Genomic DNA, 16,490 nt, shown 5'->3' on the forward strand with positions numbered 1-16,490 from the left:
CACCAGGGCGGACCGGACGATTGTCCTGACCAAAACCAGCCGACAGGCGCGCCTAAGCGCCTTTCTGCGGGCGCATGTCGGCAGGGTCGATGCCCGCGACCTCGACCGGTTTCTTCATTGCGTCGCGTCGGAAGGGCTCGCCCAGTTCTTGGTTTATCATTGCTTCGATCAGCGTCGTCGTTCCGTTCTTTTGATCGACGATGGCTTGGTTCAGCGCATCTGTCAGCTCGTCCATCGTGCGCGCGATGACACCTTTTAGCCCGCAAGCTTTGGCGATACCTGCATAGCTGACCTGTGTGTCCAACTCGGTGCCGACGAAATTGTCGTCATACCACAAAGTCGAGTTTCGCTTCTCGGCGCCCCATTGATAATTGCGGAACACTACCTGAGTGATTGCGGGCCATTCCTCGCGCCCGATGGCCGTCAGCTCGGTCACGGCGATGCCAAATGCCCCGTCGCCAGAGAAGCCGACAACCGGGGTATCCGGGCAGCCGATCTTGGCGCCGATCACAGAAGGCAGGCCATAGCCGCAAGGCCCGAACAGTCCGGGGGCAAGGTATTTTCGCCCTGCCTCGAAGCTGGGATAGGCATTGCCGATCGCGCAGTTGTTGCCGATATCGGACGAGATGATTGCGTCCTTGGGCAGCGCCGACTGGATCGCCCGCCACGCCATGCGGGGACTCATCCAGTCTGGTTTGTCGGCGCGGGCGCGCTGGTTCCAAGTGGTGCCGGGATCGTCGTCTTCGTGATCCATCGACGACAATTCCTGCGCCCAGGCCGATTTGGTGGTCCCGATCAGTGCTTCACGTTCGGCGCGACCCACGTCGCCCGCCGTGCCCGAGAGTTTTTCCAGCAGGGTCGTCGCGACCTTTGTGGCATCTCCGACAATCCCCACCGTCACCGGTTTGGTCAGGCCGATCCGGTCGGGATTGATGTCGACCTGGATCAGCTTGGCCGACTTGGGCCAATAGTCGATGCCATAGCCGGGCAAGGTCGAGAATGGGTTCAGCCGCGTTCCCAGCGCCAGCACCACGTCGGCCTTGGCGATCAATTCCATCGCGGCCTTGGACCCATTGTAGCCTAGCGGCCCGACATGCAGTGGGTGCGAGCCGGGGAAGGCGTCGTTGTGCTGATAGCCGCAGCAGACCGGGGCGGAAAGGCGCTCGGCCAGCGCTTGCGACGCAGGGATCGCGCCGCCGATCACCACACCTGCGCCGTTCAGAATCACAGGGAAGCGGGCATTGGATAGCAGCGCAGCAGCCTGATCCAACGCATCCTCACCGCCCGAAGGCCGCTCGAATTCCACGATCTGCGGCAGATCGATATCGATGACTTGTGTAAAGTAGTCGCGCGGCACGTTGATCTGCGCCGGAGCAGAATGGCGGCGCGCCTGGCAGATCACCCGGTTCAGCACCTCGGCCATGCGGGAAGGGTCTCTTACCTCTTCCTGGTAACAAACCATGTCCTTGAAAGCGGCCATCTGCTCGACCTCCTGGAAACCGCCCTGACCGATGGTCTTGTTCGCCGCCTGCGGCGTAACCAGCAACAGCGGGGTGTGGTTCCAGTAAGCGGTTTTCACGGCGGTAACGAAATTGGTGATGCCAGGGCCGTTCTGGGCAATCATCATCGCCATTTTTCCGGTTGCGCGGGTATAGCCATCGGCCATCATGCCGCCTGACCCTTCGTGTGCACAGTCCCAGAATGTGATGCCGGCTTTCGGGAAAATGTCGGAAATCGGCATGAAAGCCGAGCCGATGATCCCGAACGCATGTTCGATCCCGTGCATCTGAAGCACTTTGACGAAGGCTTCTTCGGTGGTCATTTTCATCTGTCTTGTCTCCTGAAACGGCGAATCCGCGTCCTGACGGACGCGGTTTGAACTTGGGTTGAGTTTAGCTTCCAATCGAGGAGTTGGATTAGGGCCAGTTGGGATCGCCGGATAAGGCCAGAGTTCAGCGGTTCAGTGCCTCTGCAATCAGCCGCACGCCGTCGCGGATGCGATTTGCCGGAATCGATGAATAGGCCAGCCTGTAATAGTTGCCGGGTTGTTTGTCGCCGCCAAAAAACGGTTGGCCCGGTTCGATCAGCACGCCGCGTTCCGATAGGCGCGCGGTCAGTTCCACCGTGTCCGTCCCCTCGGGGGCGCGCATCCAAAAGGAAGAGCCGCCATGCACGCCCAGCCCGACTATCTCCAGGCCATAATCCTCGATCGCCATGCGCATGACCCGCCGCCTTTCGGCAAAGGCATTCCGGGTTTTTCGGATCTGCGCGTCATAGTGGCCGAGCGACAGGAAATAGGCAGCGGTGCGCTGGACGTGGCCCGGCGGGTGGCGCAGGACGTTGGAGCGCAAGGCCCGTGCTTCGCGAATAAAGCTTTCAGAGCCGACCAGGTAACCCAACCGCATGCCGGGGAACACCGACTTCGAGAAACTGCCGACGTAAATCACCCGGCCTTCGTCATCGAGCGATTTCAACGCGGGTGACGGCGCGCCGAGAAACGACATCTCGAACTCGTAATCATCCTCGACGATTAGCGCGTCAATCTCTCTGGCACGGCGCAATAGCTCTTGCCGTCGACCAAGTGGCATTGTGGCTGCAGTCGGGCATTGGTGGCTGGGTGTTGTGAAGATGACGTCTGTCGCCAACGGGACCAGCGCGGGCGGTATCCCGTCGGCATCAACCGCCACCGGTTCGACATGGCAGCGCGACTGAGTCAGGATATCGCGCAAGGCGTAATAGCAGGGGTCCTCGATCGCGGCGACACGACGTTGGGTCAGCAGCACCTGCGCGGTCAGCCACAACGCGTTCTGCGCCCCCAGCGTTATCAGGATTTCCTGAGGGCGGGCAATGATCCCACGACGGGGCAGGGTGTTGCGGGCAATGAATTCGACCAGTCGCGGATCGTCCTGATCATACTGGTCTGCCGTCAGCGACGCATAGTCCTTCTGACCCAGCGCCCTCAGCGCACAAAGCCGCCAGTTGGCGTGGTCAAACAGCTTCGGGTCAGTCTGCCCGTAGATGAATGGGTATTTGTAGCGCGCCCAGTCCAATGGTTTCTGAGGCGTGTCACCGCCGGAAAACCGCCTCCCGATGGCACGGGACCAGTCGATCTTGTCCTCAGTTACGCGCGCAGGTGCAAAGTCCGTGGGGACCGGCGCGTTGTCCGAAACGAAATACCCCGACCTCCCGCGTGAGGTCAGATAGTCATTTGCCAGGAGTTCGGTATAGGCCAAGGTCACCGTGATCCGGCTGATCCCAAGGTGTTCCGCGAGCTTGCGCGACGATGGCAGCTTCTCGCCCTGCCGAAAACGTCCCGACAGAATGCCTTCTGCCACCATTTCCTGCACCTGCGCCTGCAGCGTGCCCTGCGAGTTCGGGTCAAGAAAAAAGGTTTCGACGTCGATTGCCATGCCGCAAGTCTAGTCTGGCCTTAAACGCGCGGCAATCTGGACTTGTTTGGAAGCGCGCTGCGCGAAGCGTCCCGCGCAGCGTATATTGAAAAGTGTGTCAGCCGTAGACCTTGCCCAGCGCAACGTCGACCGCGTCGGTGATCTGGTCGATGTCGTCGGCGGTTGCGATCAATGCGGGTGAGAAGCAGAGACAGTTGTTCAGCCCCGGCACCGAGCGGTTCGAGGCGCCGATGATGACCCCTTGCGCGCCGCATTCCGCAACGGTTTGGGCAATGGTTGGTTCCGGCACGGGTTCCTTGGTTTTGCGGTCACTTACCAGTTCGATGCCGCAGAACAGTCCCTTGCCGCGCACGTCGCCAACAACCTTGTGCTTTTCCATCAGCCCGTGAAGATTGCCCATCATGCGCTCGCCCATGTTGGTGCAGTTTTCCAACAGGTTTTCGTCCTCGATGATGCGCATGTTCTCAAGCGCGGCAGCCGGACCAGCCGTGCAGCCGCCGAAGGTCGAGATGTCGCGGAAATAGTTCAGCTTGTCCGACGCATCGTCCTTGAACATCTCGAAAACTTCTTCCGTGGTGACGCAGCAGGCAATCGCCGCATAACCCGATGCAACGCCCTTCGCCATGGTGACGAAATCGGGCTTGATGCCATAGTGCTGATATCCAAACCATGTCCCGGTCCGGCCGATGCCGCAGACGACCTCGTCAATGTGCAGCAGGATGTCGTATTTCGTGCAAATCTCCTGCACACGTTCCCAGTAACCGGGAGGAGGGGTGATGACCCCGCCACCGGCGGTCACGGGTTCAAGGCAAAGACCGCCTACCGTATCCGGCCCCTCGGCAAGGATCACTTCCTCGATCGCATCCGCCGCGCGTTGTCCATATTCCTCACCCGACAGATCCCACTGTGCGCGGTATTGCATGCAATGCGGCACCCGCACGAAGCCGGGGGCAAGCGGGCCATATTGCATAACGCGCTCGTCCTGACCGCCAGCTGACATCGTCGCCAGCGTACCGCCGTGATAGTCGCGGTCTCTGTAAAGGATCTTGTGTTTCTTGCCGCCATACTTCTTATGGGCGATCTGGCGGATCATCTTGAAGGCTTTCTCGTTCGCCTCTGAACCCGAATTCGTGTAATAGACACGGCTCATACCCGGCATCTTTTCGATCAGTTTCTCGGCAAAGAGTGAGCCGGGGATCGACCCGGCCGACTGCGCGAAATAGCAGAGCTTCATCAACTGGTCATAGACCGCCTTGGCGATGGACTCGCGCCCATACCCGACGTTCACCGTCCAGACCCCGCCGGAAACTGCATCCAGGAATTCGCGGCCATGCTGATCCCAGACGCGCATGCCTTTCCCCTCAAGGATGATGCGCGGGTCGTTGGTTTCGAATCCCTTATGCTGAATCAGGTGGTGCCAGATATGGGCTTTGTCCGCCTCCACGATATGGGAAATGTCATTCTTGCTCAGCGCGCCGTCCATGTCGGGAATCTCCGGGTGTTTTGGTGTCAGGTCAGCGGATGGCGGTCACACGGGGCGACTCGCCAGCCCGCTCTTGCCGCAAGTCTTGCCCGATACTGGTGATTTGGATAGGTCCAGAGGTTGGTGGGATTTAGGTCCAGTCAGCTGGATTGTCCTTTGCGCCGGCAATAACCCGGGCCGGGGTGCCGGCAACCGTCAGACCCGGCGCGACATCGCGTGTCACCACAGCGTTTGCGCCCACGCGGGCATTGTCGCCGATGGTCAGCGGGCCAAGCACTTTGGCGCCGGCGCCAAAATCAACGTGGCCACCAACGATCACTGCGTCTGAAAGCGTGACCTGGTGGAAAATCATGCAATTGACGCCGATTTGCGCATCCGGGTGCAGGATGATGCCGGTCGGATGCGGCAGGCGCAGACCCCCGGCGATCTCCATGTTCAGGTGGATTTCCGACTGTGTCACGACGGACCAGAACCGATGCACCACCACCCAGTATTTCGAGGCCAGCCGTCCAATCAGCGTGCCCTTTGCCCGCGCTGCCTGATAGCGGCGGATCGCGCGGATCAGCTTCGGGCCCGGGTCCCAGAAACGGGTCACGGCCTCGCGGGACCAATCGGGTTCGGTGGCCGATACGTTCAGATCATGTTCCATGTATTCAGATGTCACCCTGTCATAGCAACTCGACGCTGGTCCTTTGGCGCGCTTTTACTATGCTTAACCAACGACGCAGTCAGGTAAAGAACCGACTGGCGCCAATTGGGACAGGGCGGCCATATGACAGGCCAAGGCATTTCAGACCCGCGTCAGACGGGCCACAGGCAAGAGATCGACGGGCTGCGCTGCATCGCGGTGCTGGCGGTTGTGTTCTATCACTTTGACCTGCCGGGTGTCGGCGGCGGTTTTGTTGGTGTCGACGTCTTCTTTGTCATCTCGGGGTTTCTGATCGGCGGCATCTTGTGGCGAGAGTTGTCCGTGACAGGCCGCATCGCACTGGGTCAGTTTTACCTGCGTCGTATCCGACGTCTGGCGCCGGCCTATTTCGTGATGGTCTTTGCTTGTTTCGTGGTGGGGTGGTGGATCTTGCTGCCGCATGACCTGCGAGAGTATGGCAAGGCGGCGGTGGCGGCGACCGTTTACCTTTCGAACATCCTGTTCTTCCGGCAGACGGGGTATTTCGATGGGGCAAGCGATGAAAAGCTGCTGCTGCACACATGGTCGCTGTCGGTTGAGGAGCAATTCTATCTTGTCCTGCCAGCAACCCTTCTTCTGTTCTCACGTTTCCGTCCGCTGGGCTGGATTGGCGCGTTTGGCCTGATCAGCCTGTGTTTGTCGCTTTGGCTGACCACCTCCAATCACGCCGCAGCTTTCTATCTGTTCCCACCCCGCGCGTGGGAGCTTTTGGCGGGTGTGTTCCTGGCTATCTGGGCGCAACAATCCGGGTTCCGATGGCGGATTGGTCCATGGGCAAGCTGGCTGGGACTAGGGCTGGTTCTTGGTGCAGTGGTGCTGACCGTGCCCGGCGCGGGTTTTCCTGGCTGGCAGGTGGTCGCGCCGGTGGTCGGCACGGTTCTGTTGATCGCCAATGGCGGTGATCCGAATCCGGTGAACCGGGGCTTGTCGATGCGTGGCCCGGTATTTGTCGGGCTGATTTCCTATTCATTGTATCTCTGGCACTGGCCGATCATGGTGTTCGGCCGCTATGTCCAAGGCGATGCCATGGGATGGACCGGGACCGCAGCCTTGATCGGTCTGTCACTGGTTCTGGCAACACTCAGCTGGCGTTTTGTCGAACAACCCGCGCGCCGTGCCGGTGCGCTTTCAGGGCGAACACTTTTGTCCGGCGCAGTTATGTCCTCGGCGCTGACGCTGGCGGGGGGATATTGGCTATACAAGCAAGATGGCGTTCCCACGCGGTTTGATGCCAGCGCGCGCGTTCACATAGATGCCACAGCCGATTTCCTTCAGGATTTCTCGCGTTGCCAAGTGCCAGGGGATGGTCCCCTGGCGGGGATCGAGATTTGTCCCATCGGGCCGGATGGTCCGCCAGAGATATTGGTTTGGGGTGATAGCCATGTGCGCGCGGTGTTTGCGGGGCTGGCGGCCCAGGCTGAAGCCAGTTCAGTGCCCGGGTGGGTAATCTGGCGCGCTGGATGCCCGCCGCTTTTCGGGATCGAAAAACGCGAGAGCGCGGCGACACGGGCGCAAGATGCCGCCTGTAGCGCAGCGAACAGGCAGATTGCAGCCGCCCTAGGCGATATCGGACCAATCGCACGCATCCTGTTGGTCGGGCGCTGGGCCTATTACTCCAGTGGCACCGGAACGGGCAGTGATCTTGAAAACCGCATCGCACTCAACGTGGACGGAGTGGCGGGGGACCAGAAAACTCTGTTCGCAAACAGGGCGCGCGAAACTGTTGCCCGACTGCGGGACGTCGCCCCGGTCCATGTCTTGCGCCAGCCGCCCGAGATTGCGCCCTATGACAGCCGCCGCGCGGCGCGAGCGCTGGCTCATGGGCGGCCGCCCATCTCGGCACATATTGCGCGTTCTGAAGCGGAACGGCGCACCCACGACAGCGACGCGCTGTGGCGCGAATTGGCGGCCAATGGCGACATCAACCTACTCGACACCTGGCCGTTCGTCTGTGACGAAACAACCTGCCGCGCGGTGGTTGACGGGGTCGGGCAGTATTTTGACAACAATCACCTCACCAACCGCGCCGCCTTGCGCCTGCGGCATTTGTTTGCAGAGTTTTTTGCAACCCCGGAGGGGGCGTAATGACAGACCTGTGCGACACGCTTTGGGACGTGATCGTGATCGGCACGGGCATTGGTGGCGGCACGATCGGTCGGCGGTTGGCCGAGGGCGGCGCATCTGTCCTGTTCCTTGAGCAAGGCCCCGCGGGCGCGGCGGGCGAAGAGCAGGGCCTTGACCCCCGGATGTGGGATCCCGTCGCACGTCAGGCCCGGGGCTATTGGCCGAAACCGGTCGAGGCGCGTGTCAACGGCTGTGACCTGACATTTCACGCGCCGCTGGGGGCGGGGGTTGGCGGGTCGTCGGTATTCTATGCTGCGACGCTGGAACGCCCAGCCAGGCATGATCTTGACCAGACGGAGACCCAGCCGCATCCGACCGGAGGCTGGCCCGTCGGTTATGATGCGATGCTCCCCTATTTTACCGAAGTCGAACGGTTGTATCACATAACCGGCGGCGCGGACCCGCTTGATCCTGCGCCTGCCGCTCTGCCTGATCCGACCCCGATGACGGAGCGGGAAGCGACGTTGAAGGCGGCGTTCGAGGCCCGTGGCCTGCACCCTTATCAGGCGCATCTGGCATTGCGGAATGTCCCGGATTGCCAGTCGTGTTTTGGCTTCAAGTGCCGTCGGCGGTGCAAGATGGATGGCCGTTCGGCTGGGGTTGAGCCTGCGTTGGCAACGGGCAACGCAACCTTGCTGGCGGGCGCGTGCGTCGAACGGATCGCGGGCAAGGGCAATCGCGTGACTCATGTCGAGGCACGTGTGAATGGCACCCCGCTTTGCTTACGCGCCAAGGCTTTCGTCCTGGCGGGTGGGGCTTTGGCCTCGCCGGGGGTGTTGCTGCGCTCGGCGTCCGAGGATTGGCCAGCGGGGGCGGCGAATTCCTCTGGTCTGGTCGGGCGCAACCTGATGTTTCACCTGACCGAGATGCTGGCGCTTTGGCCTCCGGGGGCGAGTGACGGAACGCCGTCAAAGGCGCTTGTGCTCAGAGATTTCTACACCATCGACGGTCAGCGCATGGGGCTGTTGCAGGCAATGGGGATCGAGGCCGGGTATGGAGAAATCACGCATTTCCTGAATAGCGCATTTGACCGCTCGGCTCTGCGCGGGGTGAAACCCCTGCGCCACCTGACGCGCGTGCCGGCAGCCATTGCCGCGCGCATGTTCGGCAGCGCCATGATCTTTGCCGCAATTCTTGAGGACATGCCGCACCCAAAAAACCGCGTCCTGCCGACGGATGACCCGGACACGATCCATCTGCGCTATGACATCCCAGACGAGTTGATGAACCGCCGCCGCCTGTTCCGTCGCCATGTACGCAAAGCACTTGGCGGGTTGAAACCGGTCTTTCTGAACCTGCAGCCCGATCTGAACTTTGGTCACCCGTGCGGCACGCTGCGCTTCGGGGACGATCCCGCGACATCGGTTTTGCGTCCTGATTGCAGAAGTCATGACCTGAGAAATCTCTACCTGGCCGATTCAAGCTTCATGCCAACTTCGACAGGGGCCAACCCCAGCCTGATGATTGCGGCAATGGCATTGCGAACCGGAGATCACCTTTTGCGGGCGCTCAAAGAAGGAGAACTGCCATGACCCCATCTGACGAAATACAACAGGGGTGCGCCGTCGTGACCGGAGCGGGGTCCGGGTTGGGGCAGGCGCTGTCGGTGGAACTGGCGCGGCGCGGGATGCAGGTGGCCGGGTTTGGGCGACGCGAAGATGCATTGGCTGAAACTGCGGCACAGATCGGTGATGCCTTTCTGCCCATCAAGGCGGATGTGTCGGACTTTACTGCGCTGCGTAACGGGTTCGACCAAGTGCGTATGCATTTCGGGCCGGTCACGATTCTGATCAACAACGCTGCCGTTTATCCGCGCCGTGATCTCTTGGAGGAAAGCCCGGAAGCGTTCATGCAGGTGATGGCGATTAATCTTGGCGGCATGGTGGCGGCCACGCAATATGCGCTGACCGACATGACGCGCGCTGGGGTCGGACGGATCGTCAATGTCTCATCCTTTGCCGATATCGCGCCAATTCCGGCCAGCGCCGCTTATTCGGTGTCAAAGGGGGCAGGGCGCATCTGGTCTCGGGCAATGCTGGCCGATCTGCATGACCGCTTCCCCGATATCGTGATCTCAACCTGGATGCCGGGCATGTTGGCGACGGACATGGGAATCCCGGACGGGTTGGCGCCGGAAGCGGCAGCCAAATGGGGGGCGGCGCTGTCGCTGTGGCATGACAGGGCAATCAACGGCGCCACTTTCGAGATGGACCGCGAAGTACCAGAGCCGCGCGGTCTGAAACGCAAAATCAAGGATGCCATTTTGTTGCGCCGGGCGCCGGTGCCGCGAAAGATCCCTGGATGACCGGCACGAAGCCAAAACTGGTATCGTCGTCCTCGACTGATCCGCATCGCTTCCAGCGTGGTTGTGCGAACGTGGCGCCCGTGGTTCTATGACCGCAAACAATGACAGCTTTCGCCGGATAACCGGCGCTCATGGTATTGGGAAAGTAGATAGATGATCGAACGCGGAATTTTTCGACCTCTTGTCGCACTAGCATTGGCACTGACCGCGATGGCTGCCAGTGCGCAGGATGCGCCAGCGCCAAAGGTTTCGATTGCAGCTGCCTTTACGGATGAGCTGCTTGAACAGGTGGTTTTTGTCGGCAAGGGCGAAGCGGTGGACAAGGTCGATCTTGTCGCGCGGGTCAGCGGGTTTGTCGAAGCGATACACGTCAATGACGGTGATCTGGTCAAGAAGGGCGATCTCTTGTTCAAGATCGAACCGGACACCTACGAAGCGACATTGGCGGCCCGTCATGCGGACCTTGGGCAGGCCGAAGCGCAGTTGCGGCTGACCGAGGTCGAACTGGCGCGCAAAACCGAATTGCTGGAACGTGAGGTCGGAAGCGCGGCGGATCGCGATGTTGCTCTGGCCAACAACGAAGTCGCCAAGGCGCAGGTCGAAATCGCCAAGGCCGCCATTCGGATGGCGGAGCTGGACGTTGAATACACCAATGTCTATGCGCCGTTCGACGGGCGCATCGGTCGTGTCAACGTCAGTATCGGCGAGTTGGTCGGACCGTCCGGCACGCCGCTGGTGAACCTGGTTCGGCTGGCCCCGATCTATGTCGAGTTTGCCCTGACCGAGAAGCAACTGATCGAAGTCATGGAAGCCTATGAGTCCAGCGTCGCCGAGGTTGCCAACAATCCTTTGACCCCGGATGTCTTTGTGATCCTGCCAAATGGTGATGAGCTGGAAGAATCCGGCCGCGTAGTATTCTCCGATAACCGGATCGATCCCACGACCGGCACCATTACGCTTCGTGCCCAATTTGCCAATGAACGGGGGATGATTATCGACGGATCTTTCCTGAGTGTGCGCATTCAGGCGACCCAGCCTGACGAGGTGTTGATGATACCCCAGGCCGCCGTGCAACGCGATCAACGCGGCGATTTCGTGCTGGTCGTTGGGCAGCAGCAGTTGGTTGAACAGCGCTATGTCACGCTTGGCCGGCAAGTCGAAGCGTTTGTCGTGGTGATGGATGGCATGCGCGAAGGCGAAGCGGTGATTGTTGAGGGGTTGCAGCGTGTGCGTCCCGGTGTGGCGGTTGACACGGTTCTCACCGGAACGTCGACCGAGAAGGAGTAACGCCGGTGTTTTCTGCGATCTTCATCCGGCGTCCCAAGACGTCATTCGTCATCTCGCTTGTCCTGACAATCATGGGCGTCATAGGTTTCATGGCGCTGCCGGTTGAGCAGTTCCCCAACATCACCCCCCCGGTGGTCAATGTCAGTGCCAATTATACCGGCGCAAACTCGGAAACCGTCGAAAACACCGTCGCCGCGCCGATCGAGGCGCAGGTGAACGGGGTGGATGACATGATCTACATGTCTTCCGACAGCACGGACACCGGTTCTTATAACCTGTCGGTGACTTTCGAGATCGGTACCGATCCCGATATTGCGTCGGTCAACGTGCAGAACCGCGTGGCGCAGGCTACGGCGACCCTGCCATCTGAAGTGACCGCGTCTGGCGTCGTGACCCAGAAATCCTCGACCAATATGCTTTTGATGGTGGCGCTGACTTCGCCCAATGGCACCTATGACGAGGTATTCCTGTCGAACTATGCCTCGATCAACATCAAGGACACGTTGGCGCGGGTTGATGGGGTCGGCAAGGCTGACGTCATGACCAATTTTGAATACGCGATGCGCATGTGGCTTGACCCCAATCGTATGGCAAGTCTTGGATTGATGCCCGCCGATGTGATCTCGGCTGTCCGTGAACAGAATATCGAGGTGTCGGCCGGGCAGGTCGGCACGCCGCCGATCCCTGCAGGCCAGCAATTCCAGTACACGATCAAGTCGAAGGGACGCCTTTCCACGGTGTCCGAGTTCGAAAACATCGTGCTGCGCACCGGTTCGGGGGGGAGTATCGTGCGCATCCGCGATGTTGCGCGGGTCGAGTTGGGGGCAAACTACTACAACGCCTCTGGCCGGTATTCAGGAGCGCCGGCCACGGTGCTTGCCGTCTATCAGGCACCAGGCGCCAATGCGCTGGCTGTGGCAGAGGGGGTTAAATCCGAGATCGACCGACTGTCACGAAGCTTTCCTGATGACGTTGCGGTCGAGATTCCCTTCGATTCAACTTTGTTCGTGCAGCAGTCGCTGAATGATGTGATCACCACGTTGTCTCAGACGTTTGTGCTGGTGATCGCGGTTGTGTTCGTCTTTCTGGGGTCGTTCCGTGCCACGGTGATCCCCGCTATCGCCATCCCGGTCTCTCTGATCGGGACGTTTGCCTTCCTGCTGGCATTTGGCATGTCGTTGAACACGATTTCGCTTTTTGCACTGGTTCTGGCCATCGGCATCGTGGTCGATGATGCAATTGTGGTGGTCGAAAACGTCGAGCGGCTGATCGCTGAAGAGGGGCTCAGCCCGCCCGAGGCGACGCGCAAGGCGATGGGGCAGATCACCGGGCCGATCATTGCGACCACCCTTGTCCTTTTGGCCGTTTTTGTTCCCGTCACATTCATGCCCGGCATTTCGGGGCGGCTGTATTCGCAGTTTGCGATTACGATTTCGACCGCGGTTGTGATCTCGTCCATCAACGCCCTGACACTTTCACCAGCGTTGTGTTCGATGATCCTGCGGCCGCGGTCCGGTCCGCCCAAAGGCGCGTTGCTGGTCTTCGAGCGTGGGATCGACAAGGCCCGCGGCGGCTATGTCGGCGTGGTTCGTCGACTCGTCCGCATTCCCCTGATCGCGCTGGCAATCCTTGCCGTCTTGATCTTTGGGTCGGGCACATTGATGAAATCCATCCCGGCCGGGTTCATTCCGCTTGAGGACAACGGCTTCCTCTTCGTTGACATTCAGCTGCCAGATGCCGCGTCGCTGGAGCGCACCGAGACCCTGACCGAACGTGTGAACAAACAGATCATGGATATACCGGGTGTTGAATCGACTGTTCTGGTCAACGGGTTCTCGATGATGAACGGGGCCGGGTCCAACGGGGCTATGATCGTTGCCAACCTGGCGCCCTGGGACGACCGCACCAGTCCAGAACTGAGCGCGGATGGGGTCCTTGGCAGAATTCTGACCATTGCCAGCCAAGAGGCTGGCGCCAGTGTGGTAGCCTTCAACCCTCCGCCCATTGCCGGGCTGGGTCTGAGCGCGGGCGTCGAAATGAAGGTTCAGCAGACCGGCGGCGGTTCGGCCCAGGATCTGGCGGCTGCGGTTGGTTCATTGGTCTATGCCGCCAACCAGAGCCCGGACCTGGCGCAGGCTTATTCAACCTTCCGCGCCAATGTGCCCAAGATTTTCGTTGATCTGGACCGAGAGAAAGCCAAGTCGCTGAACGTTGCCGTTTCGGATGTGTTCCAGACTTTGCAAGCCTACATGGGGTCCTTCTATATTAATGATTTCAACCTGTTCGGTCGGGTCTACAGGGTGATGGTGCAGGCCGAAGGAGAATACCGCGACAAGACCGAGGACCTGACTGGCCTGTTCGTGCGTTCGCGGTCCGGCGAGATGGTGCCGATGGGCACGCTGGTCACATTGCGGAACGAGCTGGGGCCAGTTGCCCTGAACCGCTACAACATGTTCCGCTCGGCCACTGTCACCGCGATCCCGGCCGAAGGACTGTCGACCGGCAGTGCCATCGTCGCGCTGGAAGAGGCCGCACGCACCGCATTACCGCCGGGGTATGCGTTTGAATGGACAGGAACGGCGCAGCAACAGCAGTCCTCCAGCGGGATGGTTATTGTGATCCTCGCGCTGGCGGTGATCTTCGGCTACCTGTTCCTGGTCGCGCAGTATGAAAGCTGGACCATGCCCATCGGAATCCTTTTGTCGGTCACGGTTGCACTATTCGGGGCGCTGTTCGCGGTCGGAGTCTGGGGCGGGGACATCAACCTTTACACTCAGATCGGGATGATCATGCTGATCGGGCTGGCGTCAAAGAATGCTATTCTGATCGTCGAGTTCGCGATGGAACGCCGCGCGGCAGGCCTGACGATCCGCGAAGCCGCGCTTGAAGCCGCCAGTCAGCGGTTCCGTGCCGTTATGATGACAGCGCTTTCGTTCCTTTTGGGGGTCGTGCCGCTGCTGGTCGCAAGCGGAGCAGGCGCAGCAAGTCAGCAGGCGATCGGTGTGGCGGTGTTCGGCGGCATGCTGTTCGCGACCGGCCTCGGCGTGATTATCGTGCCTGTGCTTTACGTTCTTTTGCAAAGCATGCGCGAATGGGTGAAGGGCCGTGGTGCTTCGCCGACACCGGAGCATGGTGACGTATGACAGGGCGGCGCAACAACGCGCCGTCCACCCCATTTCGGGTCAGACATTCATTCGAAAGCAAGGGGATTTGGTGGAGCCTAGGGGGATCGAACCCCTGACCTCTACAATGCCATTGTAGCGCTCTCCCAGCTGAGCTAAGGCCCCAAATCTGGCAGGCGTCGCCGCCTGTGCGCGCCTCTTTAGGCGCATCGCTGGGCGGGATCAAGCGAAAAATCCCGCCGCTTGCGATTAGTTCTCTTCGTCATCCGCGGCGACGTCGGCGATATCGTCAAGTGAGACATCATCATCATCGTCATCATCGTCCAGAACGTCATCGCCCAGGTCGATATCGACGGCGTCATCATCGTCCAACACTTCCGAATCGTCGCCATGTGTTGCCTTGGCTTTCATGGTCGCCGCGTCTTCGGCATCGGCTTCGATCATGCGGGTCTTGCCGGCGTCAATCTCGACCACTTCACCCGTGTAGGGGCTAACGATCGGATTCTTGTTCAGGTCATAAAAGCGTTTCCCGGTGGTCGGGCAGACGCGCTTTACACCCCATTCTTCCTTGGGCATGGAATATCCCTTCGAATTGATTCAGTCTTTACGACGGTTCGGGCCATCTGCCATAGCGGATCACGCGTGTCAAAGGGTATAACGCGACAACTTATCAAAGGAGCGCGCATGAGCCGCCACATCCTGGAAGGAGACCCTCCGATTGAGGTGATCCTGCGCCGTTCGGCGCGCGCAAGGCGGATCTCGCTCAGGGTATCGCGGCTGGACGGTCGGGTGACGCTGACCCTTCCGCGCGGCGTGCGTGAGGGGGAGGCGTTGGGATTTGCTTCCGAAAAGCGTGACTGGCTGCGACGACAGCTGGCGGACCGGCCTGAAGACGTGCTGGTTGCGCCGGGTCATTCGGTCCCGATCGAGGGGCGGCTCCATCGGGTCGAAGCGGGCGAAACTCGCAGGATTCAAAGGAATCCCGGCCTTGTTCTGGTTCCAGAAGGTGATGATCGCGCCGGGGTGCGGCTGGCTGCGTTTCTGAAACAGGCGGCGCGCGACCGGCTGGTCCCGGTATGTGACCATTATGCGCGGCGGTTGGGGCGGCCCTATTCCCGGATTACGCTTCGGGATACGCGGTCGCGTTGGGGATCCTGTTCGTCGCACGGGGCGTTGATGTTTTCGTGGCGGCTGATCATGGCCCCGCCAGAGGTGCTGGACTATGTCGCGGCCCATGAGGTGGCGCATCTGGCCGAGATGAATCACTCGCCTGCCTTCTGGCAGGTGGTCGAACGTATCCATGGACCTTACGAAGAGCCGCGCCAATGGCTGCGGCAAAACGGCGAATCGCTGCACCGCTATCGTTTCGGCAATTGACGCGGGCGGGGTTTGTGATCACATTTGGCCCATGTTGATAAATCCCCGCGCCCAGGACTCGGCCACATCCGCCCATGACCGCGTCTATCGCGCCCTGAGAACCCGCATCATGTATGGCGAAATCGCGCCGGGCGAAGCGCTGACGCTGCGTGGGATTGGCGCGGAATACGACGTGTCCATGACCCCCGCACGCGAAGCCGTGCGGCGGCTGGTGGCCGAGGGCGCGCTGACTCTGTCCTCATCCGGCCGGGTGTCGACGCCCGAATTGACCAGCGAGCGGATCGAGGAACTGGCCGCCTTGCGTGCTTTGATCGAGGTCGAACTCGGCAGTCGCGCCCTTCCACGTGCGCATATGGCACTGATCGAGCGGTTGCAGGCAATCAACTCCAATGTCAGCCAGGCGGTCGCGACGCGGGATGCGGTGCGCTATATCCGCACCAACTTGGAATTCCACCGTACGCTTTATCTCAGGGCACAGGCTCCGGCGATGCTGGCCATGGCGGAAACGGTCTGGCTGCAGTTGGGACCAACGATGCGCGCGCTTTATGGAAGGCTGCGCAAGACCGAAGCGCCGCCCTATCACAAGTTGATAATTGCTGCGTTGAAAGCAGGGGATGAACCTGGGTTACGACTGGCGTTGCGGTCGGATGTGACCCAGGGGCTGCGGTTGCTTGCGCGGTAGGGATATTGCCCT

At 60.5% G+C, this 16,490-nt stretch carries 12 protein-coding genes and 1 tRNA gene; 7 read left to right on the forward strand and 6 right to left on the reverse strand.

The annotated features are described in order from the left end of the window. Window positions 1-52: 52 nt before the first annotated feature. From xsc to JQ863_RS02935, 4 genes are all read right to left on the reverse strand, one after another. Window positions 53-1,828 carry a sulfoacetaldehyde acetyltransferase gene (gene xsc, locus JQ863_RS02920; RefSeq protein WP_204112831.1) on the reverse strand — a complete coding sequence of 592 codons (1,776 nt, stop codon included), beginning with the start codon at window positions 1,826-1,828 and terminating at the stop codon, window positions 53-55. Between the two features lie 124 nt (window positions 1,829-1,952). Beyond that, window positions 1,953-3,410, reverse strand: a complete 1,458-nt coding sequence (pdxR, locus tag JQ863_RS02925) for a MocR-like pyridoxine biosynthesis transcription factor PdxR (protein ID WP_204112832.1) — start codon at window positions 3,408-3,410, stop codon at window positions 1,953-1,955. Between the two features lie 97 nt (window positions 3,411-3,507). Continuing rightward, window positions 3,508-4,893 (reverse strand): aminotransferase family protein, encoded by a 1,386-nt coding sequence (locus JQ863_RS02930; RefSeq protein WP_204112833.1) that lies wholly within the window; start codon window positions 4,891-4,893, stop codon window positions 3,508-3,510. 130 nt (window positions 4,894-5,023) lie between these two features. Further along, on the reverse strand, window positions 5,024-5,542 hold the full coding sequence (locus tag JQ863_RS02935; RefSeq protein WP_204112834.1) for a serine acetyltransferase: 519 nt from the start codon (window positions 5,540-5,542) through the stop codon (window positions 5,024-5,026). A 123-nt stretch (window positions 5,543-5,665) separates the two neighbouring features. Here JQ863_RS02935 and JQ863_RS02940 point away from each other — a divergent pair, with 123 nt between their 5' ends. The 5 genes from JQ863_RS02940 to JQ863_RS02960 all read left to right on the forward strand — a co-directional run bounded on the left by JQ863_RS02940 (window position 5,666) and on the right by JQ863_RS02960 (window position 14,440). Continuing rightward, complete coding sequence (locus JQ863_RS02940; protein ID WP_204112835.1) at window positions 5,666-7,666, forward strand: acyltransferase family protein; 2,001 nt, start codon at window positions 5,666-5,668, stop codon at window positions 7,664-7,666. Next, window positions 7,666-9,237, forward strand: coding sequence for a GMC oxidoreductase (locus JQ863_RS02945; protein WP_204112836.1), 1,572 nt, complete (start codon window positions 7,666-7,668; stop codon window positions 9,235-9,237). Before JQ863_RS02940 ends, JQ863_RS02945 begins: the two co-directional genes overlap by 1 nt. Next, on the forward strand, window positions 9,234-10,010 hold the full coding sequence (locus JQ863_RS02950; protein ID WP_204112837.1) for an SDR family oxidoreductase: 777 nt from the start codon (window positions 9,234-9,236) through the stop codon (window positions 10,008-10,010). The genes JQ863_RS02945 and JQ863_RS02950 overlap by 4 nt, the downstream gene beginning before the upstream one ends. 210 nt (window positions 10,011-10,220) lie before the next feature. Then, the gene (locus tag JQ863_RS02955; protein WP_239113198.1) at window positions 10,221-11,297 is read left to right on the forward strand and encodes an efflux RND transporter periplasmic adaptor subunit; all 1,077 of its coding nucleotides are present in this window, start codon (window positions 10,221-10,223) and stop codon (window positions 11,295-11,297) included. 5 nt (window positions 11,298-11,302) lie between these two features. Next, window positions 11,303-14,440, forward strand: coding sequence for a multidrug efflux RND transporter permease subunit (locus JQ863_RS02960; protein WP_204112839.1), 3,138 nt, complete (start codon window positions 11,303-11,305; stop codon window positions 14,438-14,440). Window positions 14,441-14,508: 68 nt separating this feature from the next. Here JQ863_RS02960 and JQ863_RS02965 read toward each other — a convergent pair. Then, window positions 14,509-14,584: transfer RNA gene (locus JQ863_RS02965), tRNA-Ala, on the reverse strand. 84 nt (window positions 14,585-14,668) lie between these two features. Then, the gene (locus JQ863_RS02970; protein WP_204112840.1) at window positions 14,669-14,995 is read right to left on the reverse strand and encodes a TIGR02300 family protein; all 327 of its coding nucleotides are present in this window, start codon (window positions 14,993-14,995) and stop codon (window positions 14,669-14,671) included. Between the two features lie 108 nt (window positions 14,996-15,103). Here JQ863_RS02970 and JQ863_RS02975 point away from each other — a divergent pair, with 108 nt between their 5' ends. Continuing rightward, entirely contained in the window at window positions 15,104-15,796 is a 693-nt protein-coding gene (locus tag JQ863_RS02975) for a M48 family metallopeptidase (RefSeq protein WP_204112841.1), read from the forward strand. Window positions 15,797-15,827: 31 nt separating this feature from the next. Further along, window positions 15,828-16,478 (forward strand): GntR family transcriptional regulator, encoded by a 651-nt coding sequence (locus JQ863_RS02980; protein WP_204112842.1) that lies wholly within the window; start codon window positions 15,828-15,830, stop codon window positions 16,476-16,478. Window positions 16,479-16,490 lie beyond the last annotated feature (12 nt).

The sequence above is a fragment of the Shimia biformata genome (assembly GCF_016888515.1).
Taxonomy (GTDB): domain Bacteria; phylum Pseudomonadota; class Alphaproteobacteria; order Rhodobacterales; family Rhodobacteraceae; genus Shimia_A; species Shimia_A biformata.